Source organism: Archangium gephyra, assembly GCF_049060025.1.
GTDB classification, from domain to species: Bacteria; Myxococcota; Myxococcia; order Myxococcales; family Myxococcaceae; genus Archangium; species Archangium gephyra_A.
The window spans coordinates 1,083,752-1,106,904 of sequence record NZ_JBMEQQ010000002.1 but is presented as its reverse complement, the minus strand read 5'-3'; the positions used below and the strand labels follow the sequence as shown (position 1 = coordinate 1,106,904).

Annotated in this window: 18 protein-coding genes and 2 pseudogenes; 12 read left to right on the top strand and 8 right to left on the bottom strand. The window is 69.4% G+C overall.

Going from position 1 to position 23,153, the window contains the following annotated elements; all coding sequences use genetic code 11:
- Positions 1 to 245: 245 nt before the first annotated feature.
- Both ACN28I_RS05005 and ACN28I_RS05000 read left to right on the top strand, forming a co-directional pair.
- Positions 246 to 662 (top strand): annotated as a pseudogene (locus ACN28I_RS05005) (protein kinase); the annotation flags it as partial.
- A gap of 97 nt (positions 663 to 759) precedes the next feature.
- Positions 760 to 2,055: a PEGA domain-containing protein gene (locus tag ACN28I_RS05000; RefSeq protein WP_420941000.1), complete on the top strand. Its 1,296-nt coding sequence runs from the start codon at positions 760 to 762 to the stop codon at positions 2,053 to 2,055.
- 13 nt (positions 2,056 to 2,068) lie between these two features.
- On the opposite strand, the gene ACN28I_RS04995 is transcribed toward ACN28I_RS05000, so the two are convergent.
- Positions 2,069 to 3,265, bottom strand: a complete 1,197-nt coding sequence (locus ACN28I_RS04995; protein ID WP_420940999.1) for a trans-sulfuration enzyme family protein — start codon at positions 3,263 to 3,265, stop codon at positions 2,069 to 2,071.
- A 114-nt stretch (positions 3,266 to 3,379) separates the two neighbouring features.
- Between ACN28I_RS04995 and ACN28I_RS04990 the strand changes: the two genes are divergently transcribed.
- Complete coding sequence (locus tag ACN28I_RS04990) at positions 3,380 to 4,573, top strand: FAD-dependent monooxygenase (RefSeq protein ID WP_420940998.1); 1,194 nt, start codon at positions 3,380 to 3,382, stop codon at positions 4,571 to 4,573.
- A 42-nt stretch (positions 4,574 to 4,615) separates the two neighbouring features.
- On the opposite strand, the gene ACN28I_RS04985 is transcribed toward ACN28I_RS04990, so the two are convergent.
- The 3 genes from ACN28I_RS04985 to ACN28I_RS04975 form a co-directional block, all read right to left on the bottom strand.
- Positions 4,616 to 4,831, bottom strand: coding sequence for a microviridin/marinostatin family tricyclic proteinase inhibitor (locus tag ACN28I_RS04985; protein ID WP_420940997.1), 216 nt, complete (start codon positions 4,829 to 4,831; stop codon positions 4,616 to 4,618).
- Between the two features lie 107 nt (positions 4,832 to 4,938).
- Positions 4,939 to 6,063 (bottom strand): hypothetical protein, encoded by a 1,125-nt coding sequence (locus ACN28I_RS04980; RefSeq protein ID WP_420940996.1) that lies wholly within the window; start codon positions 6,061 to 6,063, stop codon positions 4,939 to 4,941.
- A gap of 7 nt (positions 6,064 to 6,070) precedes the next feature.
- Complete coding sequence (locus tag ACN28I_RS04975) at positions 6,071 to 7,066, bottom strand: 3-oxoacyl-ACP synthase III family protein (RefSeq protein WP_420940995.1); 996 nt, start codon at positions 7,064 to 7,066, stop codon at positions 6,071 to 6,073.
- Positions 7,067 to 7,675: 609 nt separating this feature from the next.
- Between ACN28I_RS04975 and ACN28I_RS04970 the strand changes: the two genes are divergently transcribed.
- Entirely contained in the window at positions 7,676 to 8,158 is a 483-nt protein-coding gene (locus ACN28I_RS04970; RefSeq protein WP_420940994.1) for an FKBP-type peptidyl-prolyl cis-trans isomerase, read from the top strand.
- Between the two features lie 93 nt (positions 8,159 to 8,251).
- Here the strand turns inward: ACN28I_RS04970 and ACN28I_RS04965 are convergent, their stop codons facing one another.
- From ACN28I_RS04965 to ACN28I_RS04955, 3 genes are all read right to left on the bottom strand, one after another.
- Positions 8,252 to 9,076 carry a carboxypeptidase-like regulatory domain-containing protein gene (locus tag ACN28I_RS04965; RefSeq protein ID WP_420940993.1) on the bottom strand — a complete coding sequence of 275 codons (825 nt, stop codon included), beginning with the start codon at positions 9,074 to 9,076 and terminating at the stop codon, positions 8,252 to 8,254.
- A 187-nt stretch (positions 9,077 to 9,263) separates the two neighbouring features.
- A complete protein-coding gene (locus ACN28I_RS04960) occupies positions 9,264 to 9,869 on the bottom strand; it encodes a Uma2 family endonuclease (RefSeq protein ID WP_420940992.1) in 606 nt (201 codons plus the stop codon).
- 128 nt (positions 9,870 to 9,997) lie between these two features.
- A complete protein-coding gene (locus ACN28I_RS04955) occupies positions 9,998 to 11,512 on the bottom strand; it encodes an alkaline phosphatase D family protein (RefSeq protein ID WP_420940991.1) in 1,515 nt (504 codons plus the stop codon).
- 228 nt (positions 11,513 to 11,740) lie between these two features.
- Here ACN28I_RS04955 and ACN28I_RS04950 point away from each other — a divergent pair, with 228 nt between their 5' ends.
- Positions 11,741 to 12,943: a glycoside hydrolase family 19 protein gene (locus tag ACN28I_RS04950; RefSeq protein ID WP_420940990.1), complete on the top strand. Its 1,203-nt coding sequence runs from the start codon at positions 11,741 to 11,743 to the stop codon at positions 12,941 to 12,943.
- Between the two features lie 31 nt (positions 12,944 to 12,974).
- On the opposite strand, the gene ACN28I_RS04945 is transcribed toward ACN28I_RS04950, so the two are convergent.
- Positions 12,975 to 13,454, bottom strand: coding sequence for a GFA family protein (locus ACN28I_RS04945; protein WP_420940989.1), 480 nt, complete (start codon positions 13,452 to 13,454; stop codon positions 12,975 to 12,977).
- Between the two features lie 275 nt (positions 13,455 to 13,729).
- Between ACN28I_RS04945 and ACN28I_RS04940 the strand changes: the two are divergent.
- The 7 genes and pseudogenes from ACN28I_RS04940 (at position 13,730) to ACN28I_RS04910 (ending at position 23,146) form a co-directional block, all read left to right on the top strand.
- Positions 13,730 to 15,086: pseudogene (locus ACN28I_RS04940) on the top strand (glycoside hydrolase family 16 protein).
- 87 nt (positions 15,087 to 15,173) lie between these two features.
- Positions 15,174 to 16,868 (top strand): acyclic terpene utilization AtuA family protein, encoded by a 1,695-nt coding sequence (locus ACN28I_RS04935; RefSeq protein WP_420940988.1) that lies wholly within the window; start codon positions 15,174 to 15,176, stop codon positions 16,866 to 16,868.
- A 35-nt stretch (positions 16,869 to 16,903) separates the two neighbouring features.
- Positions 16,904 to 18,070: an acyl-CoA dehydrogenase family protein gene (locus tag ACN28I_RS04930; protein ID WP_420940987.1), complete on the top strand. Its 1,167-nt coding sequence runs from the start codon at positions 16,904 to 16,906 to the stop codon at positions 18,068 to 18,070.
- Between the two features lie 133 nt (positions 18,071 to 18,203).
- On the top strand, positions 18,204 to 19,709 hold the full coding sequence (locus ACN28I_RS04925; protein ID WP_420940986.1) for an acyl-CoA carboxylase subunit beta: 1,506 nt from the start codon (positions 18,204 to 18,206) through the stop codon (positions 19,707 to 19,709).
- A gap of 11 nt (positions 19,710 to 19,720) precedes the next feature.
- Positions 19,721 to 21,733, top strand: a complete 2,013-nt coding sequence (locus ACN28I_RS04920; protein WP_420940985.1) for an acetyl/propionyl/methylcrotonyl-CoA carboxylase subunit alpha — start codon at positions 19,721 to 19,723, stop codon at positions 21,731 to 21,733.
- A gap of 139 nt (positions 21,734 to 21,872) precedes the next feature.
- Complete coding sequence (locus ACN28I_RS04915; RefSeq protein ID WP_420940984.1) at positions 21,873 to 22,031, top strand: hypothetical protein; 159 nt, start codon at positions 21,873 to 21,875, stop codon at positions 22,029 to 22,031.
- Between the two features lie 182 nt (positions 22,032 to 22,213).
- Positions 22,214 to 23,146, top strand: coding sequence for a hypothetical protein (locus ACN28I_RS04910; RefSeq protein ID WP_420940983.1), 933 nt, complete (start codon positions 22,214 to 22,216; stop codon positions 23,144 to 23,146).
- The last annotated feature ends 7 nt before the right edge of the window (positions 23,147 to 23,153 follow it).

Genomic DNA, 23,153 nt, shown 5'->3' with positions numbered 1-23,153 from the left:
GTCCTAGAGGTCCACCGCATGCCCCACTCCCCTCACAGGGGCTGCCTCGACTCGCCAGAGGGCGGGTCCAAACAGCCCCACCGAAGCAATTCAGTAGGGGTGTATTATTAGCTCGTTTTCCAGGGAAAGTGAAGTGGGGATTTCACGACTGGTGGATTCTTTGAATTTTACCATCTTCTCATGGAGTGCGACTCGCACCCTGTGGCTGGCGGTGGGAGCCGGGGAGCCGTAAAAAGAGGGAAGCCATGAGTCAGGTTCATTACCAGTCACTGGGTCCCTTGATGCCGGGAGAGGGCTCGCGGCCCTTCCTCGCGCTGGCTCTGGAGCAGGGAGCCGCGCCGCGGCCGGTGGTGCTGGTCTGGGCGCCGCCGGAGGTGGCGCAGGACGCGATGCAGCGGGCGAGGCTGGAGCGGGAGACGGAGCGCGCCGTCGTCTTCGAGCACCCCAACATCCTGCGGGTGCATGGGCTGGTGACGCTGGAGGGCCGGCTGGCGCGGGTGACGGAGTACGCGGATGGCGAGCCGCTGCGCCTGGTGCTGGAAGCGGCGCAGCGCCTGCCGCCGGCGTTCGCCGCGCTCGTGGCCGCGGACGTGGCGATGGGGGTGCACTACGCCCACGTGGCGGGCAACGATGATGGGACGCCGCTGGTCCACGGAGATCTGCGCCCGGAGACCGTGATGGTCTCGTTCAACGGGGTGTGCAAGGTGTCGGGCTACGGCGCGTTGGGGGTGGCGCCGAGGGGAGCTCAATGGGCGCCGGGTGCGCAACCAGCGCCTGTACATCGCCCCCGAGCAGCTCATGGGCGGCCGCGCGGCCTCCTCGGTGCTGACGGACGTGTACCTCCTGGGGACGCTGCTGTACGAGTGCCTCTCGGGGCGCAAACCCTTCCAGGACTCCATCGAGCGGGACAAGGCGGTCCTCAACCGCCCGCTGCCGCCGCTGCCGCCGGAGATTCCGCTGCCCTACAACGAGGTGGTGCGCCGCGCGACGGCCAAGCGCGCCGGAGACCGGTACCCGAGTGCCCTCGCCTTCCGCGAGGCCCTGGTGGCCGTCGTGGGCGAGCTGCCCTCCTCCGAGGCCTTCGCCGAGCGCATCGCGAAGCTGATTCCCGCCAACAGCCCGAACCGGGCCGCCCGGAACAGGATGATCGAGCAGGGAATCGAGGCGCTCACCCGCCGCGCGCCCTCGCCCTCCCCCGCCGCCGCGCCGCCCGTCACCGCGTCCGCGCCCATCGTCGCCCCCGCGCCTGTGACCGCGTCCGCGCCGGTCCTCGCACCCGTGGCGGCTCCGGCCCTCCCGAGCGAGCCCACGCCGAGCACGCCGCCTCCGAGCATGGCACCGCCCGCGGGGGTCCAGGCCTCCCCTGTCCCGGTGCCCCCAGCCACGCCCGCCGCCGGGCCCGCGCGCCCGCGCCGCGCGTCCGCGACCCTGGCCGTCGCCGCCGGGGCCCTGCTGCTCCTGAGCGCGGTGGGCACCGTCTGGAGCGTCCGGCAGAAGCCTCCGCCCGCCGCCTCCGAGGAGATGTCGACGGAGGCGGGCGATGACCTGCGATTCGACACGCCCGTGCTGCTCGAGGCCGCGCCCCAGTCCCCGCCGGATGCGGGAGTGCGCGTGGCGGCCGCCCCCGCGGCGCCGACCGTGCCGCCCACGCCGGTGGAGATCCTCGTGAATCCCGACGTGACCGTGTGGGTGGATGGCAAGGCCGTGGGCCGCTCGCCGCTGACGGTTCCGCTCGCGCCGGGCCGCCACATGCTCAGCTTCCTGGATGAGGCCCGGGGACTGAAGACGGCGCGGATGATCGACGTGCGCTCCACGCCGGACACGGTGACGTTCCGCATCCGCCTGGGCATGGGCTCGCTCCTGGTGCACGCGCCTTCGGGGGCGCAGGTCTCGCTCGACGGGCAGAGCCTGGGAACGGCGCCGGTCTCCGAGAAGACGATGTTCGAGGGCGAGCACCACCTGCGCGTCACCCTGAATGACGCCGTCTGGGAGAAGACCTTCATGATGCCGGGGGACCAGCGCCTGGTCTTCAACGTGGACTTCGAGACGGAGTGAGCCTGCGTCCCACTCAGGGCGTCAGCGCCTGATCCAGGTCCCGGATGAGATCCTCCGGGGCCTCCAGACCGATCGACAGGCGGAAGATGCCGTCGCCCGCCCAGGCCCGGTAGCGCTCCAGCAAGTCGGGCGGGTGCTGGAAGGAGGTCCGCTGCATGTCCTCCGTCGGCAGGTAGAAGATGAGGCTGTGCGGCTTGCCGAGCGAGACGGCGTATTTGACCACCTTCAGCCGCTCGGCGAGGCGGCGCGCCACGGCGGGAGCGTTCTCCGCCTGGAAGACGATCATCCCGGACGTGTTGCGCAACTGCCGCCGGGCGAGCTCCGCCTGCGGATGTGAATCGAGCCCCGGGTAGATGACGTGGTGCACACGCGGGTGGGTCTCGAGGAACGAGGCCACCTGCCGGGCCGTGGCCGCGTGGGAGGCCATGCGCTGTGGCAGGGTGGGCAGGCTGCGGAGGATCAGCCACGCGGGAAAGGGGCTGAGCACCGCGCCCAGGTGGATGAGCGAATCCTGACGCAGAGCCGCCAGATCCGCCCGCCGCCCCACGACGACGCCCCCCAGCACGTCACCGTGGCCGCTGATGTACTTGGTCAGCGAATGGATGACGAAGTCGGCGCCGAGCGCGAGCGGCTGCATTCCGATCGGCGTCGCGAGGGTCGCATCGACGGCGAGGCGTGCGCCGGCCTCCCGCGCGAGGGCCGCCACCGCCTCCACGTCGGTCAGCTTCAGGATGGGGTTGCACGGGGTCTCGATGTAGACGAGCCGCGTCGTGGGCCGCAGGGCGGCACGCACCTGGGCGAGGTCCGAGGTATCGACGATGGACACCTCCACGCCGAAGCGCCGCAGCTTGCCCCGGACGAACTCCGCCGCGCCCGCGTAGCAGACATCGCTGATGACGAGGTGGTCCCCAGGCCCGAGCAGGTGCAGCAACAGCCCGGTGATGGCACCCATGCCACTGGCGAAGCAGAGGGCATCCTCGCCGCCCTCGAGATCGGCCAGGCGCCGCTCCAGGGTGCGCACGGTGGGTGTCGACCAGCGCGCGTAGAAGAAGGGCGACTCGTCCCCCAGGTCCTCCGCGGAGAACCCCACCCCCTCCGGGTGGGCGCGGAAGGTGGTGGACATCACCAGCGGTGTATTGAGCGGCGCCCCCTCCTCCGAATCCGCATCGGCCTGCACGAGCCGGGTCCGCACGTCCCATTCTTCAGCCATCGATCACCTCGTGATGTGGAAGCCGGAGCCATCATTCCACGAGTGGATTGACGCTCCTCGCTTTCCGGCCCTATGTCCGCCGCATCCATGCCGCAGACAACGAATCCCCAGGCCGTGATCGTCGGAGCCGGCCCCGCCGGCATGCTGCTCGCCTACCAGTTGGTGACGAATGGCGTCCCGGTACGCGTGCTCGAGAGACATCCCGACTTCGAGCGCGAGTTCCGCGGCGAGTTCCTCCAGCCCTCGGTGCTCGGGGCCCTGGAGCAGCTCGGCATCCTCCCGCTGCTGGCGGAGCGGAAGCTCGCGTTCCCGGACGTCGAGCGGCGCCTCTTCGTCGGGAAGACCCGGCGCGTCATGGTCCCGGGCGGCAAGGAGCGGGGCTCGCTCATCTCCCAGCCCGGGTTGCTCGGGCTGCTCCACGAGCTGTGCGGCCGTTACCCGCACTACCGGCTGGACTTCGGCACCACGGCCCTCCAGACGATTCGCGAGAACGGCCGGGTGGTGGCCCTCAAGACGCGGCGTGAAGGCACCGAGGGCCGTATCGACGGCGACGTCTTCGTGGACTGCAGCGGCCGCAACAGCGGGTTGCGCAAGGACGTGGGCATCCAGGCCGAGTCCAACCCGGTCCCCGCGGACGTGGTGTGGCTGCGCTTCGACTTCTCGGACGCCCCGGAGCTGCTGCCCGAGAGCCTCGATGTGCACATGTTCGGCAAGGGCGTGGTGGCCGTCTTCCACCGCACGACGCGCTCCCGGCTGCAGGTGGCCTACAGCGCGCCCGGAGATCTCGGCGGGCTGCGCAAGAACCTCCCCGAACTGCGGCGCCAGCTCCTGCCCACGGTGCCCGGGAAGCTGAGGCCCCACCTCGAGGCGAAGCTCGACGAGAACACCGAGACCCAGTTCCTCCGGGTCATCGTGGACCGGCTCGAGCGCTGGTACGTGCCCGGGCTGATGTTCCTGGGTGACGCCGCGCACACGATGTCGCCCTCGGGAGGCCAGGGGTTGAACCTGGCCCTGCGCGACAGCATCGTGGCCGCCAATCACCTGCTCGATGCCCTGCGCGCCGGTCAGCCCATCGACGAGCGCGTCTTCCAGAAGATCGAGGACGAGCGCCGTCCCGAGGCCGATCAGATCCAGGCCATCCAGACCCGGGTGCACCGGATGGTCATGGCCCCCCTGTTCGTCGAGCACCTCATGTTCACCCTGCTCGGGGCCGTGCTGAAGCTCTCGAAGAAGGCCAGCCAGGGGAGCCAGGGCGTCACCCAGGTGGAGATGCGCTACGGCATCCCGGTGTCCCAGCTCCCCCGCTGACGCTTCGCGAGACGGGGTGGGCCTCGGCAGGTGCCGTCTTCGTCAGACTTCGTCCCGGTCCGAGGGGAACTTCAAGGTGACGGGGATGGGCTCCTTGTCGTGCTCGTCGTTGTCCGAGGGGAACTTCCGGGTCTGCGGTCCCGGGCAGGGGGGTCTGCTTCCGCCCGAGACCTGCTCGAGCTCCTGCGCCTCCAGCAGGTGCGCGAAAAAGGGTTTCCCGCCCTTCTTTGGCGCCTTGTCCTTTGCGTTCTTCTTCATGTCGGGACTCCTTCGCGGCCTCATCGGCCGATGGGGGGTGCAGGAAGAGGGAGTCCGCGAGGATCAGATGTGACGGACGCGGCCCGTGAGCACGCTTCCCTGCCCGCTCAGGTGTCCTTCGGCAGGGAGGTGTGCGCCTCCAGGGTGTCGCCCCGGGTGACGACGAAGCACACCCGGGGAACCGGGGTGAGCACCTCGAACGCGTGGGGTGCTCCCGTGCCGAAGTCGAGCTGCGAGAGATCGAAGCGGGAGATGTTGTTGACCACCAGCCCGTGGTCCTCCGCCGAGAAGGCGACCCGGTTCAACCCCTCCTGCCCCCTCGTGCGCCGCACCTCCTCCAGGAGCGCATGGCACAGGTGGAAATCCGCGGCGCTCGCGGACTGGAGCCGGGCCCGGACGCGGGCCGCGAGCTCTGGCAGCGGGAGCGCCGTGGCCTCCCCGGGCGCGAGCGGGACGAGCAGCGGCAGCCCGGCATTGCCGAAGTAGGACGCGGGGAGCAGCCCCGGAATGCGCCGGAAGTCGAAGACGACGCCCAGCGACGGCTCCGGCGCGCCCGCCACGGGCACGGGGTGGTAGTGCCGGAAGAGGTGGGCCGCCAGCACGTCACCCACCGTCACCTGGGGCTGGCTCGCCCGGGCCTGCCTCAGCAGCGCCTCCACCTCCTCCCGCGGCAGGCGCAGGACGTCCCAGGTGAAGTCCTCACGGAGACAGAAACGCGGGAGCCGCCCGAGCCGGAAACCGGCACGCGCCAGCTCCTCCTCCAGCGGACGGGACAGGTCCAGCGTCCCCGGTGGCGGCGGCGGGCACTCCGAAACGGCCGGAGCCCCCGGGACGCCCCCGCCCCGGACGTTGCGCGCCCACGCGCTCAGGAAGCCCACCAGGCTGACGCCATCGCCGAGGACGTGCGACATGCTGGCCCCGAGACTCCCCCCCTCCCCGAAGCGCGAGATCTTCAACTGGCACCGCGGCCGCCTGGAGCCCCGCTCCGCGGAGTCGAAGAGCCCGGCCAGAGAGGCCTTGTCACCGGAGGGCACCCCGCCCCCCGGCACGTCGTCCAGCGACACGCGATGCCCGGCCCGCAGCAGCGGGAACGCGGGCAGCGTCCTCTCCAGCCCTTCCGCCAGGGCCTGCGCCGCGGGCAGCCGCTCGTAGAAGAAGGCGAACTCGATGGGGAAATCATCGAGCCCCGCGAAGAACTCATCCACGGCCGGGCGCGGCAACGAATCCATCATGGCGGTCTCAGGGGAAGCGGTAGAACACGCCACCGGACTGCAGGCCCGTGCCCACGCAGAGCAGCGACACGGTGTCCCCGGACTTGTGGCGCCCCGCATGGAGGAAGTCGTGGAGCACGAGCGCGAGCGAGGCCGCCGCGCAGTTGCCGTGGTGCTCCATGTTGAAGAACGACCGCTCCTCGGGAATCCCCATGCCCTGGAGCCAGCGCCGCTGGTGCTGCGCGTTGCTCATGTTGAAGAGGACCCAGTCGGTGCTCTTCAATCCGCAGTCGCCGAGCACCTCCGCGTGGCTCCGCGTGAACGCATGGAGGAGGTTCTTGGGGACGGCCCGGTAGTCCACGGAGTAGTAGTCCGCCATCACCTCGTTGAAGTTGTCGGGCGTGGGCGGGTGTTTCGAGCCACCGAACTTCTTGTGCACCACGTCCAGCTCCGGCTCGGTGTGCATGTAGAAGGTGGAGAACCCACACGGCTCCGGGGTGCGCTCCCCCGAGAGCACGAGCGCCCCCGCGCCATCGCCGAAGATGGTGGACAGCAGCCAGATGCGCTTCTTCAGGTCCGGCCTGTTGAAGGAGGACAGGGAGCTGGCGCAGCAGATGAGGATGTTGCGCGCCTGGCCCGCGCGGATCAGCGCGCTGCCCATCATCATCGCGTTGAGCGGACCCGCGCAGCCCGCCACGTGCGTGAGCGCCAGCACGTTGGCCGAGGCTCCCAGCCGCTTGTGCAGCACGCACGCGGGATCCGGCGTGCACTGGCTGGTGGGCGTCAGGGTCACGAAGATGATCATCTGGATGTCCCGGATGGTCATCCCCGCGTCCTTCAGGGCCCGCTGGCCGGCCTCGAACGCGAGATCGTCCTCGTCGAGATCATCGAGCCGATCATTGCGGTAGTCGTAGCGCGTGTGGCGCGTCTTGACGCCGAAGGTCTCGTAGACCCACGCCGGATCCTTCCGGCCATGCCAGTTGCAGATGTCCTCGTTCGAGAACGCCAGGGGCGGGAGTGCCAATCCGCTTCCCCGGATGACCACGGAGGGCGGCACATCATTCCGATGAGAGCTCGACAGGGCCATGACTGTCCTTGCAGCAGCTCGAGGGGGATTGAATCGAGGGGAGGATGAATGGGCGGCTTCCTGGGGCATCCATCGAGATCCCATTCGATGAACTTGTAAGGAACACCCACGCCGGGCTGCCATGCAAACGTTACTACAGCAGGCCGGCGCCTCTCATCTGGGTCAGTGAGGCTCCACATGGGGCTCGATGACCCCATGCGTCGCGCGGATGAAACGGCGTACATCCCGCGGGCTACGGCCAGCTCGAACAGATCCAAGCAAGCTGGATCTACTGGACCGCAACAGGCGGTGTGGCCAGGGAGCCCACCGGGGCGAGTCCCGGGTGTGGACGGGCCGCGCATTGAGGAGCAAGCGGCCTGGCCGCTGTGGTACAGAGCGCCGCCCCCACTCACCTGGTGGGCAGGTGAGCGTCCTGCTCCGCTGCACGGAGCCGGGGCGCAACCCCATCATCACAGCCAGGCACGGCAGGAGTCCCCTCCCCCGGAATCGCCGGTGGCGGGCCCAACTCCGAGCTCGCCTGTTTGCCGTGCCCCGAGGAGGGCATCCATGCAGATCGCCAAGGACAGCGTCGTCTCCATCGACTACCGGCTACACCTGGGAGACGGAAAGATCATCGACGAGAGCGAGCCGGGAGACCCGCTCGTCTACCTGCACGGGTACGAGGAGATCGTCCCGGGGCTGGAGAAGGCACTCGAGGGGAAGAAGGCCGGCGAGTCCCTGAAGGTGGAGGTCGCCCCCCAGGACGGGTACGGGGAATACGATCCGGATCAGGTGGAGGAAGTGCCGCGCGAGGACTTCCCGCCGGACATGGAGCTGGAGGCCGGCGGCATCGTGAGCGCCACGGATGAGGACGGCGACGACGTCGAGTTCCTCGTCAAGGAAGTGCGGCCCAAGACGGTGGTGATCGACTTCAACGATCCGATGGCGGGCAAGACGCTCCACTTCGAGGTGACCGTGCGCGAGGTGCGTGCGGCGACGAAGGAGGAGCTCGAGCACGGGCACGCGCACGGCCCCGGCCACGAGCACTGAGCCGGCTGCCCGAGGCAGCAAACCGGTCCGGGCACGAGGACCCCCACGAGGCCAAGTGCCCGCCTTCCCGGCGGGCTACCCCTCGCGTCGGACTCAGGGCCCCAGCTCGAGGGTCACCTCGCGCGGCTCATGGGTCACCTCGAGCGAGCGCACCGGAGCGCCGTCGACGCGGAGCTCGACCATGCCCGGCTCGGCGTCGAGGGTGCACTCCCCCACCGCCGGCTCGTGGGTCACCTCCACGTCTCCCGCGGAGCAGAAGCTGAGCCGCTCGCCGCCGAGGTACGCCGCGACGCGGTACAGGCCCCGGGCCGGCTGCTTCGTCTTCTTGTCGAGGAGCGTCACCTTCACCAGCGTCCGCCGCTCACGCAGCACCACCTTCGCCATGTCTCCGGCGGGCACGAAGACGGGCTTGAAGCCCAGCTTGCGGAAGCGGAACCGCTCCCGCGGCACCTCGGGGCGCAGCTTGAACTGGAAGTGGCCCGTGTCGCCGGTGCGCCCGCCCGGAGCGATGTCCACCCCCGACAGCGGTGCGCCCTGCGCGTCCACCACCTGCCCCTCGTAGACGCTCCAGGCAATGCGCCGCAGCGTCACCGTCACCGCCTGGCCCGGAGTCACCGGCAGCGGGCCGGACGGCGGATTGAAGTCCTCGGGCGCCTGAGACACCGACAGCGTGTTCGGCGTGAAGGGCAGCTCCGCGCGGAACCGGCCATCGGCCCCCGTCCAGACGTCCTCCTGGGGGTGGTAGGTGCCGCAGCCGGCACTGTCGACGTGGCCGCTGAGGCGGGTGGTATCGGTCAACGTCAGCGCCACCTGCGCCACCCCCGCGCCCGAGCCGTCCACCACCCGGCCCTCCACCACCGAGGGGATCTGGGGAGTGGCGGCGTTCGCCACGGCGAGGACGAGGAAGAGCCCATTCATGCGGCGTATCGTAACGCGGAACCCCATGAACGAGCTGCACACCCGCTGAGGGGAGCTACGCGGAACGTCCCCCGCGCCGTCCGGCGCACAGCCAGGCGAGGATGGCGGCCTTGTCGCCCGTGGCCAGCTCCATACCGGGCACCGGGGGTGATGATGCCCTGGCGCGCGGCGAGGGCCTCCACGGCCGCTATCTGGACCAGACGAGCGCCAGCTCGAGTTCGAGGGCCTCGAATGGCTCGGCGCGCACCCGCGCCTCTCCGGTGAAGGAATGGACGAGGACCCACTGGTTTTCCTGAAGCCGGAAGATCTCGAGCGTGCGAGCCAGCGGGTCCACGTGCCACAGGTGCCCTACTCCCTCCCGGGCGTAGATGCGCATCTTCTGGCCCTTGTCCCTGCTGCGCGTGCGCTCGGAGAGGATCTCGCACGCCCAATCCGGGACGAGGTCGTAATGGGCCGGAGCCTCGTCGCCTCCGAGAGCGTCCGGCAGGCGAGCGCGCCTCCACCCGGCGAGGTCCGGCACGAGCTTGTCCGGGCGAGGGCCGAGGTGCAGCTCCGGCTCATAGATGATGACCCATCCGCCTGGGCCTCCCCTGCCAAACTTGAAGGGCGCGGTGAGGATGCCGCCGAGGTTCGACGCCACGTTGGCATGAGGGCGAGCCGGGCGCGGGCTGAGGTGCAGCTCTCCGTCCAGAATCTCGGACACCATTTCCTCCGGGGCAGCCTGGAAGGCCGCCTCGACGGACGGGGCGTTTCGCTCGGTGGACTCGGACTCGGGAGGGCGACGGGTGTTCATGAGGGAAGATTTCCGCATGACCCTCGCACGATGCAATGCCGGGGCCGGTGAGACGCGGGGAGCAACAGCCGTGAGGCGGCCGGACTCCCCTCGGTGAGCCCGTGACTCAGCGGGGCACGAGCCTCAGCTCATTGGGCTCCTTCAAGGCCTTGCCCTTGCGGCTGTAGTTCTGCACCACGAGCGCGTGCCTGCCCGTGTCGTAGGTGACCTGGGTGAAGTTGTCGTCCTGCTCGAAGCCCCGGGTGCGGTAGTGCATGGTGACGGAGCCGTCGATGTCGAAGCCATCCTCCTCGGCCTTCGAGTCGTGCACGAAGCCGAGCGGATCCCCATCGGCGAACGGGAAGGGCCAGTAGAAGGCCGAGGAGACGATGGAGAAGGCCTTGAGCGGCAGCACCGCTCCACTCCTCCTCTCGAAGGAGAAGCTCCGACACGTTGGAGCAGTGCACGTCGCCGGAGAGGAAGACGACGTTCTGGACGCCGTTGTCGACGATGGTGCGCAGCACGCGCCGCCGCGTCTCGGGGAAGGCGGGCCAGGAGTCGTTGTCCGCGGCGCCGTGGCACGAGGCGACGTCATTGGGCGCGAAGACGCCGGGGGAGACGACGAACTTGGGCACGTTGCCGCGCTGCTGCTGCTGATCCACGAGCCACTCGCAGAACTGATCCAACTGGCCCTTGAAGCCGGGGGCGCTCGCCTTGGCGGGGTAGCCCAGCAGGTGGTTGCCGCGCAGGGAGGTGTCGTCGTCGTTGCGGATGCGCTGCGTGCGCACGTCGAGGACGAAGAAGGGGGCCTGGGCGCACTCGAAGCTGTAGTGGACGCGCTTGTCGAAGTTCCGCGGCCCGTGCACCCACTGGTAGCTCATGTACGCGCGGATGGCGTTGTGGAAGAGGTCGCGCTTGAGCGCGTCCTTGAGGCGCGCCTGCGCCCAGTTGTCCTCGATCTCGTGATCATCGAGGATCATGTACGTCGGCAGCGAGCGCATGAGCTGGCGGATGTAGGGCGTGGAGAACGCCGTGGTGTAGCGCTCCTGGAATTCCCGCCAGGTGTCCGCGCGGCCCACGGGGATCTTGTTGAACTTGTCGGCGTAGATCTGGTCTCCCATCATCAGCACGAAGCGGGGCGGGAGCGCGTCCCTGTCACGAGCCTGCTCCACGTGCCGGTGCATGGCCTGGAAGATCTCATCCGAGCGCTTGGACTCCCCCATCACGCCCGGGTAGCGGCAGGAGCCCATGAGGAAGGAGAAGCCGCCCTCCACCGGACTGGGGAAGGTGGTGAAGCGGGCCTCGGCCTCGTCCGCGTTCAACCGCCGGAAGTCCTCCTTCCATACGCTCTTCTGGGGGAGCCGCTCGAAGACCTCCTGGTCATCGACGATCAACTCGGAGTCGATGCTGTCCACCGAGATCGAGCCCAGGCGGGCCGTGTAACGCGTATTGGGCTTGAGGCCGGTGAAGTCCACCGTGCCGGTGCGGTCGTACTCACGATGGAGGCGGAAGTACTCCACCCTCGGCTCCGGCTGGCCAGGCTCGTAGAGCGCGGCGACTCCCACGGTGCGCAGGTCCGAAACATCCGCGGCACGAATCCAGAGGCGGACGCTGGTGTCCGTGGTGTGCCCGACGATGGGGCCAACGGACGGCGGTCGAAGCATCTGAGGCATGGTCTCCCCCTTGGGTGTAGCGGGCCACTCTAGATCAAGGAGGGGACATCCCGAGCGGCCCTGGGGCCCCTCCCCGTCCAGAGCGAGCCCGTGCACGGCCCGAGCGACCCCCACGCGCCCGGGTGTCACTGTCTTCCTTCGGAAACAAAACGAACGCCAGTTTCAGGAGAATCCCTGGAAACCGGTCATAGTGGGGTCTCCCCTTTCAAGGAGATCATCATGACCCGAGAGCTCGTGTACCGCGGAGTGTCCCTGCTGGGTGTCGTGGGTGCGTTGAGTGGATGTGCCATGGAAGCGCCGGAGTCCTCCGAGGAGATTTCGAGGATGGAGGGCGCCGTCATCGTGTCCAGCATCACGCAGGGCGACTACGTCATCCGGTCCGCGATGACGCAGAAGTGCATCGACATCTCCTCGTCGAGCACGGCGGATGGGGCGAAGGTGCAGCAGTGGGATTGCAATGGCACCAACGCGCAGAAGTTCCACATCTCCCCCACTTCGGACGGATACTGGAAGATCATCAACGTCAGCAGCAACAAGGGGCTCGACATCAAGGAGGTGAGCACCGCGGCGAACGCGCTGGTCCATCAATGGACGTACCTCGGCGGGAACAACCAGCAGTTCCGGTTCGTGGCGCGGGGCAACAACCAGTTCAGCATCCACCCGCGCCATACGGACATGGCGGTGGACCTGTACTGGGGCTCGGCGGACAACGGGACGAGCCTCGTGCAGTACCCGTACACCGGCGGCGCCAACCAGCTCTGGACGTTCGACAACGTCGGCGGCGGCGGCACCACCCCCAGCGGGTTCGGGGCGATCCTCAGCCGGTCCATGTTCGCGACCATGTTCCCCAACCGCAACCCGTTCTACACGTATGACGCGCTGGTGGCCGCGGCGTCGACGTTCCAGGGGCTCGCCACCACGGGCGACGCCGATACCCGCAAGCGCGAGGTGGCGGCCTTCCTCGCCAACGTGTCGCACGAGACCGGCGGTCTCGTGTACGTCGAGGAGATCAACAAGGCGGCGTATTGCGACACCTCGTGGGGCCCGCCGGGCTGCGGCTGCGCCGCGGGCAAGTGGTACTACGGACGCGGCCCCATGCAGCTCTCGTGGAACGGCAACTACTGCGCCGCCGGGAACGCGCTCGGGCTGCCGCTGCAGAGCAACCCGGAGCTGCTCGCGCAGGACGCGAATGCCTCCTGGCGCTCGGGCTTCTGGTTCTGGATGACGCAGACGGGCGCGGGCTCCATGACGGCGCACAACGCCATCGTCAACGGCGCCGGCTTCGGCGAGACGATCCGCACCATCAACGGAGCGATGGAGTGCAACGGCCGCAACCCCGCCCAGGTGCAGAGCCGCATCGACACCTACCTGCGCTTCACCCAACTGCTCGGCGTGAGCCCCGGCAGCAACCTCGGCTGCTGAGCCGCCTGGAGCGGAGGCGGAGCAGGCCCCCTCAGGCCCGGCGCGAGGGCGGTGGTTTCGCCGCCCTCGCCGCATACGCGTCCGTCAGCTCCTTGTATTCGTGGAACTCCGGCAGCTTCGCGAAGCTGTGAACCGCTGGCGTGGCCGCCCAGGGGAGCTTCTCGCTCGTCCACGTCTCGACGAACGGTGTGAACCAACTGGGATCGTCGAGCATCGTCGCGCGAAGGTTGACGAACCAGTCCATGCCCTCGGGCCGGGTGAACATCCAGCTCATGCAGTACGGGCAGAAGTAATGACGGGCCGCGCCGTGGAGCCCCCCGATGACGGGCTCTCCCTTCGTCACCGAGAACCCTTCGCTGGGGATGGCGGCGCTCAAGGAGAAGGCGCTGGCCGTCATCCGCTGGCAGCCCGTGCAGTGGCAGGCCATGGTGAGCAGCGGCGGTGCGCTGATCTTCAGCCGCACCTGTCCGCAGCGGCATCCGCCTTCCCAGGGGAGGTTCCAGTCGCTCATCGTCGGGTCCTTTCGCGGTGGGGTGTGTCGACGCAGCCTGGGCGCATATCCGCACTGCACCGGGCCCGTGGCCGCTGGGAGCTCCCAGTGTTGACTTGTCGATCGGCGCGATGCGTCACCTCCCGCCTGACGCCCGCCGTGCGCCCCCGCTTGCAATCGCCGTGAAATTCCTGATAGTTCCTCCATTACCCGAATTAAGTCGGCGCGCGACGCGGACCCTCGCGGCATCCTGTTTCTTCGTCGTACGGACGAAGCCCCCTCAAGGAGGACCTCACATGAATCCTCGCAATCTTCATTTCCGTTTCCTCGCCACGTGCTGTCTCGCCGCCCTCCAGGGGTGCGCGATGGACCCTTCCGAGGCTCACCGACGAGGGTGAGGTCGGGAGCCACGAGCAGGCCGAGCTGGGCTACAACCCGGGCGCGGGCTGGAACCTCGTCTGGCAGGACGAGTTCGACGGGACGAGCCTGAACACGGGCAACTGGACCGTGCTGACGAGCAACTGGGATCCCGTCACCAACAACTGCAACTTCGGCACGGGCGAGCTGGAGTTCCCCCGGGCGCAGAACGTCACGGTGGGCGGAGGCAAGCTCGTCATCACCGCGGAGCGCACGAGCGACAACCCGGTGGACCCGCGGTGCACGGGCTATGGCCCGCGCTCGTTCTACTCCGGCCGCCTGCACACCAAGGGCAAGGTGGAGCGGCAGTACGGGAAGATCGCCGCCAGCATCAAGATTCCCTCGGGCTACGGCATGTGGCCGGCGTTCTGGACGCTGGGCGGCAACATCTCCAACGTCGGGTGGCCGGCCTCGGGGGAGATCGACATCCTCGAGTGGCACTCCAATGAGCCCACGTGGATGAAGGCCGCCACGCATTGGTACAACGGCGGGCAGGCGGACTGGGGCACCGGCGCGAGCGGCGGCTACAACCTCGCCGACTCCTTCCACACCTACGAGGTGGAGTGGACGCCCAGCAGCATGGTGTTCCGGCTGGACGGGCACATCGTGTCCAACACGTACTACCACAACGAGACCGAGTTCCAGCAGCCGCACTACATCATCCTGAACCTGGCGCTCGGCGGGAACTGGTACGGCAACCCGAGCCCCGCCAGCATCGCCCTGCCCTCCGGCGTGAGGAAGACGATGGAGGTGGAGTGGGTGCGCTGGTACCAGCAGGGCGGCTCCACGGGCGTCTCGCTCACCAACCCGGGCTTCGAGTCGGGGATGACGGGCTGGGCCACCTGGAGCCCCAACGGCACCGAGGCCGCGGACTTCTCCGAGACGTACAACGGCGGCCACTCGGGCGCGTACCACCTGACGCACTGGAACAACGCCTCGCCGTTCGAGGTGTGGACGTACCAGAGCCGCTCGGGGCTGGCCGCGGGCAACTACAAGGTGCGCGCGTGGGTGCGCAAGGCGGGCGGCTTCGACATCGCGCGCCTCCAGGCGAAGACGTGCGGCTCCTGCGCGCCTGCCTTCACGGACCTGGGCACGTACGGCAACTGGACGCTGGTGGAGACGCCCGCCATCTACGTCTCCGGTGGCTACCTGGAGCTGGGCTTCCACACCCGCGCGAGCGTGGGCAACCCGGCCAACTCCATCCACATGGATGACGTGGAGCTGATCCGCTTGTAAGGCGGACGACGTGCCTGGTGGACGAGCACCTTTGCTTTTTCCGGGGCGGGGGGTACAGACTCTCCCCTCACCGGCACGGGAGGTGCGATGGACGCTCGAGCGCTGCGCATCGGCAATGCATCCGGCTTCTACGGAGACCGCTTCTCCGCGTTCCGGGAGATGCTGGAGGGCGGCCCGCTCGACGTCCTCACCGGCGACTACCTGGCCGAGCTGACGCTCCTCATCCTGGGCCGCGACCGGCAGAAGAACCCGGCGGGCGGGTACGCTCGGACGTTCCTGCGCCAGCTCGAGGAGACGCTCGCCCTCGCGATTGAAAAGAAGGTCCGCATCGTCGCGAACGCCGGCGGCCTCAACCCGGCGGGGCTCGCGAACGACCTGCGCGCGCTCGCCACGAAGCTCGGCCTGTCCGTCCGCGTCGCGCACGTCGAAGGCGATGATCTCGTCGGACGAGCGGACGAGCTCGGCTTCGGCCGGCCCCTCACGGCGAACGCGTACCTCGGCGGCTGGGGCATCGCGGCGTGCCTCGATGCCGGCGCGGACATCGTCGTCACGGGCCGGGTGACCGATGCCTCGCTCGTCGTCGGCCCCGCCGCCTCCCACTTCGGTTGGAAGCGCCACGACTGGGACCGCCTCGCCGGTGCCATGGCCGCCGGCCACGTCCTCGAGTGCGGAGCGCAGGCGACCGGTGGCAACTTCGCCTTCTTCGGCGAGCTCGACGTGCGCCGGCCCGGCTACCCGCTCGCGGAGATCTTCGCCGACGGCTCGAGCATCATCACGAAGCACCCGGGCACCGGCGGCGCCGTCACCGTCGATACCGTGAAGGCCCAGCTCGTCTACGAGATCGGCAGCCCCCGCTATGCCGGCCCCGACGCCACCGCGCGCTTCGACACCATCACGGTCGAGGCCGCTGGCACCGATCGGGTGCGCCTGTCGGGCGTGCGCGGCGAGCCCCCTCCCCCGGACGTGAAGGTGTGCCTGAACCGGCTCGGCGGGTTCCGCAACGAGGCCGTCTTCGTGCTCGTCGGCCTCGACATCGACGAGAAGGCCGCGCTCGTGCGGGCGCAGCTCGATGCGGCGCTCGACCCGCGGCCGGCCGAGGTCGTCTACACCCTCGCGCGCACCGACCGCGCCGACGCACCGAGCGAGGAGCAGGCCTCCGCGACGCTGCGCGTCACGGCGAAGGATGCCGATGCGAAGGTCGTCGGACGCCACTTCAGCAGCGCCGCGGTGGAGCTCGCGCTGGCCAGCTACCCCGGCTTCTTCATGACCACGCCACCCGGCGACGCCTCACCCTTCGGCGTCTACACACCGGCCTGGACCGATGCGCGGAAGGTGCCGCACGTCGCGGTGCTCCCGGAGGGGACGCGCCTCGACGTGGCGCCGCCGGACGAGACGCTCGGGCTCGAAGCGGTTCCCGCACCGGCGCTCCCGGCGCCGCTGCCACCGGGGCCCACCCAGCGCGTGCCGCTCGGCCGGGTGGCCCTGGCGCGCAGTGGAGACAAGGGCGGGGACGCGAACATCGGCGTGTGGGTCCGCACCGAGGAGGCGTGGCGCTGGCTCGTGCACACCCTCACGGAAGAGACGCTGCGCGCGCTGCTGCCGGAGACGGGCGGGCTCACGATTCACCGGCACGTGCTGCCGAACCTGCGCGCCTTGAACTTCGTCATCGAGGGCCTCCTCGGTGAGGGCGTCGCGTCGTCCACCCGCTTCGACCCGCAAGGCAAGGCGCTCGGCGAGTGGCTGCGCGCGCGCCACGTCGAAGTGCCGGAACAGCTTCTCTGACCCTTCGCACGCTCCCGAGCCCACCGAGGAAGCCCATGCAGCAGACCCAGGAACACCGCGCCATCCGCCAGACGGTCCGCAAGTTCGTCGAACAGGAACTGAACCCGCATGTCGACGCCTGGGAGGCCGCGGAGATCTTCCCGGCGCGGGAGGTGTTCCGGAAGCTCGGTGAGCTCGGGTTGCTCGGCATCACGAAGCCGGCGGAGTTCGGAGGGCTCGGGCTCGACGCGTCGTTCTCGGTCGCCTTCGCCGAGGAACTCGGCCACTGCACCTGCGGCGCGCTCCCGATGGCCATCGGGGTCGTCACCGACATGGCGACGCCCGCCCTCGCCCGCTTCGGCAGCGACGCGCTGCGGCGGGAGTTCCTCGCGCCGACGCTCGCGGGCGAGCGCGTCTGCTCCATCGCGGTGAGCGAGCCGGGCGCCGGCTCCGACGTGGCGGGGGTGACCACGACCGCGCGCCGCGACGGCGACGACTACGTCATCGACGGCAGCAAGATGTGGATCACCAACGGCATGCAGGCCGATTGGATCTGCCTGCTCGCCAACACGGGCGAGGGACCGGCGCACGCGAACAAGTCCCTCATCATCGTGCCGATGGACCGCCCCGGCATCACCAAATCGAAGATCCGCAAGCTCGGCATGTGGGCGTCGGACACGGCGCAGCTCTTCTTCGACGGTGTGCGCGTGCCGGTGCGCTTCCGCATCGGCGAGGAGGGGCGCGGCTTCGCGATGCAGATGCAGCAGTTCCAGGAGGAGCGGCTCTTCGTGTCGGCGAGCACCCTCGTCACCTTCGACCGGCTCATCGCGCAGACGGCCGAGTACACGCGGCAGCGCAAGGCGTTCGGGCAGCCGATTCTCGACAACCAGACCGTGCACTTCCGGCTCGCCGAGCTGCAGACGGAGGTCGAGGCGCTCCGGGCGCTCATCTACCGGACCGTCGGGCTGTACGTGGAGAACAAGGACGACCCCGAGGTCGTGAAGCTCGCCTCCATGTGCAAGCTCAAGTCGGGCCGCCTCGCCCGCGAGCTCGTCGATGGGTGCCTCCAGTACTGGGGCGGCATGGGATTCACCTGGGACAACCACGTCGCACGCGCCTACCGCGACCTGCGCCTCGGCTCCATCGGCGGCGGCGCCGACGAGGTGATGCTCGGAATCATCAGCAAGGCCATGGGCACCCTGCCCCGCAAGTCTCGCGGCTAAAGACGGCCCGCAAGGAGAAGTGACGTGCCAATGCTCGTCTCCCGCATCGAACCGGCCTCCCCCGCCTTCACCACGCACCGGAAGGAGATGCTCGCCCGCGTCGCCGAGCTGCGCGCCATCGAGCAGAAGTCGCGTGACACCGAGCAGCAGGCCCGCGAGAAGTTCCAGCAGCGCGGACAGCTCCTGCCTCGCGAACGACTGGCGCTGCTGCTCGACCGGGGCTCCCCCTTCCTCGAGCTTCTCGACGCTCTGCGGCTACAAGCACCACGACGACACCGACGGCTCGCTGGCCGGCGGCAACATCCTCGTCGGCATCGGCTTCGTCTCGGGTGTGCGCTGCCTCCTGTTCGTGAACAACTCCGCCGTGAAGGGCGGCACCGCGACGCCCTGGGGAATCCAGAAGGCACTGCGCGCGCAGGAGATCGCGCTCGAGAACCGGCTGCCCGTCGTGTCGCTCGTCGAGAGCGGCGGCGCGAACCTGCTCTACCAGCAGGAGATCTTCGTCCCGGGCGGAGAGACCTTCTACAACCAGGCGAAGCTGTCGGCGGCCGGCATCCCCCAGGTCACCGTCGTCCACGGCTCGAGCACCGCCGGCGGCGCGTACCTTCCGGGGCTCTCCGACCACGTCGTCATGGTCCGCGGGAAGGCGAAGGTGTTCCTCGCCGGCCCTCCCCTCCTCCGCGCGGCCACGGGCGAGGTCGCCACGGACGAGGAGCTCGGCGGCGCCGAGATGCATGCCACCGTTGCCGGCACCGCGGACCATCTCGCCGAGGACGACGCCGATGGCATCCGCATCGCACGCGAGATCGTCGCCTCGCTCGGGTGGAACGACGCCTCGCCGCCCGCGCGCTCCGCCTTCGAGCCGCCCCGCTACGCGGCGGAGGAGCTGTGTGGCGTCGTGCCTGTCGATCACCGGCGGCCCTACGACTGCCGCGAGGTGATCGCGCGGCTCGTGGATGGCTCGGACTTCACGCCCTTCAAGGACGACTACGACGCGCTCACCGTCTGCGGCTGGGCGCGCCTCGAGGGCCGGCCGATTGGCATCATCGGCAACAACGGGCCCATCACGCAGAAGGGCGCGACGAAGGCGGGGCAGTTCATCCAGCTCTGCTGCCAGGCGCGGACGCCCATCGTCTACCTGCAGAACACGACCGGCTACATGGTGGGCACCCAGTCGGAGCAAGGCGGCATCGTGAAGCACGGCGCGAAGATGCTGCAGGCCGTGGCCAACGCGACGGTGCCGCAGGTGACGATCCTGCTCGGGGGTGCCTTCGGCGCGGGCAACTACGGCATGTGCGGCCGCGCGTTCCACCCGCGCTTCATCTTCGCCTGGCCGAACGCGCGCACGGCGGTGATGGGCGGCGAGCAGGCGGCGAAGGTGCTGTCCATCGTCTCCGCCGAGAAGGCCCGGCGCGCCGGCCAGACCGTCGACGAGGCGGTGCTGGAGGAGTGGTCGCGGCCGCTCATCGAGCAGTTCGAGCGCGAGTCGGATGCCTTCCACTGCAGCGCGCGGCTGTTCGATGACGGCGTCATCGACCCGCGGGACACGCGGCGGGTGCTCGGGTTCGTCCTGGCCACGTGCGAGGAGGCCGCGCGCCGCACGCTCTCTCCCAACACCTTCGGCGTCGCCCGGCTGTGACGAGGGGAACCATGAAGCGCATTCACAAGGTGCTGGTGGCGAACCGGGGTGAGATCGCCGTGCGCGTGCTGCGGACCTGCCGCCGCCTCGGCCTGCGCACGGTCGCTGTATTCTCCGACGCCGATGGGGACGCGCCCCACGTGCGGCTCGCCGACGAGGCGGTGCGCCTGGGACCGGCCCCCGCGAAGGAGTCGTACCTCTCCATCGAGCGGGTGCTCGCGGCGGCGGCCTCGTCCGGCGCCGATGCCATCCATCCCGGGTACGGCTTCCTCTCGGAGAACGAGGACTTCGCGCGCGCGTGCGCGGAGGCCGGCCTCGTGTTCATCGGGCCACCGGCGGAAGCCATCGAGTTGATGGGAAACAAGCGGCAGGCGAAGCTCCGAATGCAGGCCGCCGACGTGCCGTGCATCCCCGGCTACGAGGCGGCCCATCCCGGCGAGTCGCTCGACGACGAGGCCCTGGTGCGAGAGGGCAAGCGCATCGGGTTTCCCCTCATGGTGAAGGCGGCGGCGGGCGGCGGCGGGCGTGGCATGCGCCTCGTCCGTGAGCCCGGCGTGCTGCTCGACGCCATCCGCTCCGCGCGCTCGGAGGCGGAGAACGCCTTCGGCAGCGGCGAGCTGATTCTCGAGCGTGCGATCGAAGGCGCGCGTCACGTCGAGGTGCAGGTCTTCGCGGACGAGCACGGGAACGCGGTGCACCTCGGCGAGCGCGACTGCTCCATCCAGCGGCGGCACCAGAAGGTGGTCGAGGAGAGCCCGTCCCCGGCCGTCACGCCGGAGCTTCGCGAGCGCATGGGGGCCGTGGCGGTGCAGGCGGTGCGCGCCATCGGCTATCGCGGCGCGGGGACCATCGAGTTCCTCCTCGCGCCGAGCGGCGACTTCTTCTTCATGGAGATGAACACGCGCCTGCAGGTCGAGCACCCGGTGACGGAGCTCGTGACAGGGCTCGATCTGGTCGAGTGGCAGCTTCGTGCCGCCGACGGCGAGCCGCTCCCGCTGACGCAGCCGGAGATCACCTTCCGCGGGCATGCCATCGAGGTACGGCTGTGCGCGGAGGACCCGGCCAAGGGGTTCCTTCCCCAGACGGGACGGCTCCTCGCGTGGGTGCCGCCGTCCGGCGAGGGCGTCCGCGTCGATCACGGCGTGCGCGAGGGCCAGGAGATCACTCCGTTCTACGACTCCATGCAGGCGAAGCTCATCGCGCACGGGCCGGACCGCGAGACGGCGCGCGAGCGGCTGGCCGCGGCGCTGCGGGAGCTGACGGCGTTCGGCGTCACGACGAACGGCACCTTCCTCCAGCACGTCCTCGCGCACGAGGCGTTCCGCTCCGGCCGGTACGACACGGGCTTCATCGCCGCGCACCTGCCCCCGGAGACGCTGCGTGCGCTCGGGCAGGCGTCCGCCGAGGACCAGGCCATCCTGGCCGCCCTGCTCTTCCACGACGACGCGGTGGCCCTCGCCCAACGGGGAGGCTTCGATGCGGCGCTCGCCGGCTGGAGCAGTTCCTACGCCCTGCCGGTGCCGGTCGTCCTGAATGATGGGACCTCGGAGTTCCGCGCCTCGGTCCGCCCCGTCGCACCGGCGGAGTACGAGGTTCGCATCGGAGGCACCTGGGTCGCGCTCTCCCTGCGCGCCATCGCCACCGAGCGCGCCGAGGTCGAAGTGGCGGGAAGGCGCCGCGCGGTCCGGTACCGGCGCGCGGGGGGGACGCTGTGGTGCTCGCTCGACGGCGTCACGCACCACCTCCGCGATGTCTCCTTCCGGCCCCCCTCCGAGCGCGAGCGTGCCAGCGACGGCCGCCTGCGCGCGCCGATGGACGGCCGCATCATCCGGGTGAACGCCGAGGTCGGCGCAACCGTGACACGGGGCGACGTGCTGGTGGTGCTCGAGGCGATGAAGATGGAGTCGCCGCTCGTCGCGCCCATCGACGGCGTCGTCACGGCGGTGAACGTCACGGTCGGGGCGCAGGTGCCCGCACGCCACGTCGTCGCGGTTGTCTCGTCCGAAGGAAAGGACGCAGCATGAGTGAAGCCGCCCAGGAAGCGCAGTACAGGCGCATCAGCCGGGTCTCGCTGGGGGACATCATCTACCGGTCGGCGCTGCGGCAACTCGGCGCAGATGGTCACCGCGTTCATCGGCATCTACAAGGCGGGCCTCGGTCTGGGTGCCGATCAACACCGGCCTCGCAGTGGAAGCCGTCCGGCTACATCCGCAGCACGCCGTCTCGATGGCGTTCCTGCTCGCTGGCGCGACGGTCCGCGGCCATCGAGCAGCGCGGCAGTCGGTCGTCATCACCGAACAAGCGAGCCGTCTCAATCGATGAGTTAACTGTTACGGTCATCCAGCCATGTTGGAACTCCTCCCATGTTCTTGGCCATCACCGGTCTGGGATTGGTTTGCACGCTGGGCCATGACGTAGTCTCTAGTTGCGCGGCGCTCCGCTGCGGAATGGTCCGTCCTGCCCCGCTCGATCTCCAAGTTGCATCCTCTGGAGATGAGCCCGGAGTGAAGCCCATCGTGGGACATCCCCTCCGGGGACTCAGCGATGGCTTCGTGGGGCTGGGGCTATACGCGCTGCTCGCGCAGGAAGCCATCCGGGATCTCCTCGCCTATTCGGGGCTCGATGCGGAGGATGCGCGCTTCTGGGGCGACACGGGCCTGTACCTCTGCATCTCAGGGGCTCGAGCTCCTGAACAGGAGGAACTGGAGCATTCCCTCCGTGAGCGACTCGCTCCCTTGGTGATGCGACGTACCAGGCTGGGCATCCGCTCGAACGTACAGCGCGTGTTGCCGCACGGGAACGTCTCCGTGCTGGCTGCAATGGCGGAGGCGGCCGAAGCATTTGCGACGGGCCGGTTCCAGAGGGCGCTCATCGTCGCCGTGGACAGCCTCACGAGTGACCTGGAGGTCCTCGAGGCGCTGGCCATGCGTAGACTCCTCAAGACACCGCAACACCCGGTGGGGCTGATGCCGGGGGAGGCGGCGGCGGCGCTGCTGGTCGAGAGCGAAGCCGTGGCAAGGAGGCGGGGGGCCCGGGTGGAAGCGCGCGTGGGAGCACTTCGCGTGAGCGGCCCTCCTGAGACGGAGAGGCTCCAGGAGGGCTCGCCCCCCATGCGGTACCTCGCGCAGGTGCTCGAAGACACCCAGGTGGGGGCTACCCGGATTGGAGACGTGTACGGCGACCTCAATGGAGAGGAAGTACGTGCCATGGAGTGGGGCATGGCGCTGGCCCGGCTTGGCGCGAGGTCCGCGATGACCGAGGCCAGGACCCACTGGCCAGCGGTGTCCCTGGGCGACACCGGCGCCGTCAGCGGTGCTATATCGGTGGCTGCGGCAACGCGCTCGTTCGTCAGGAACTACGCCCGAGGGGACGAGATCCTCGTCTGGTCCAGGTCCGATACTGGCAGGGTGGCCTCTGGCCTCCTCGTTCGTCCATAGGAGTGAG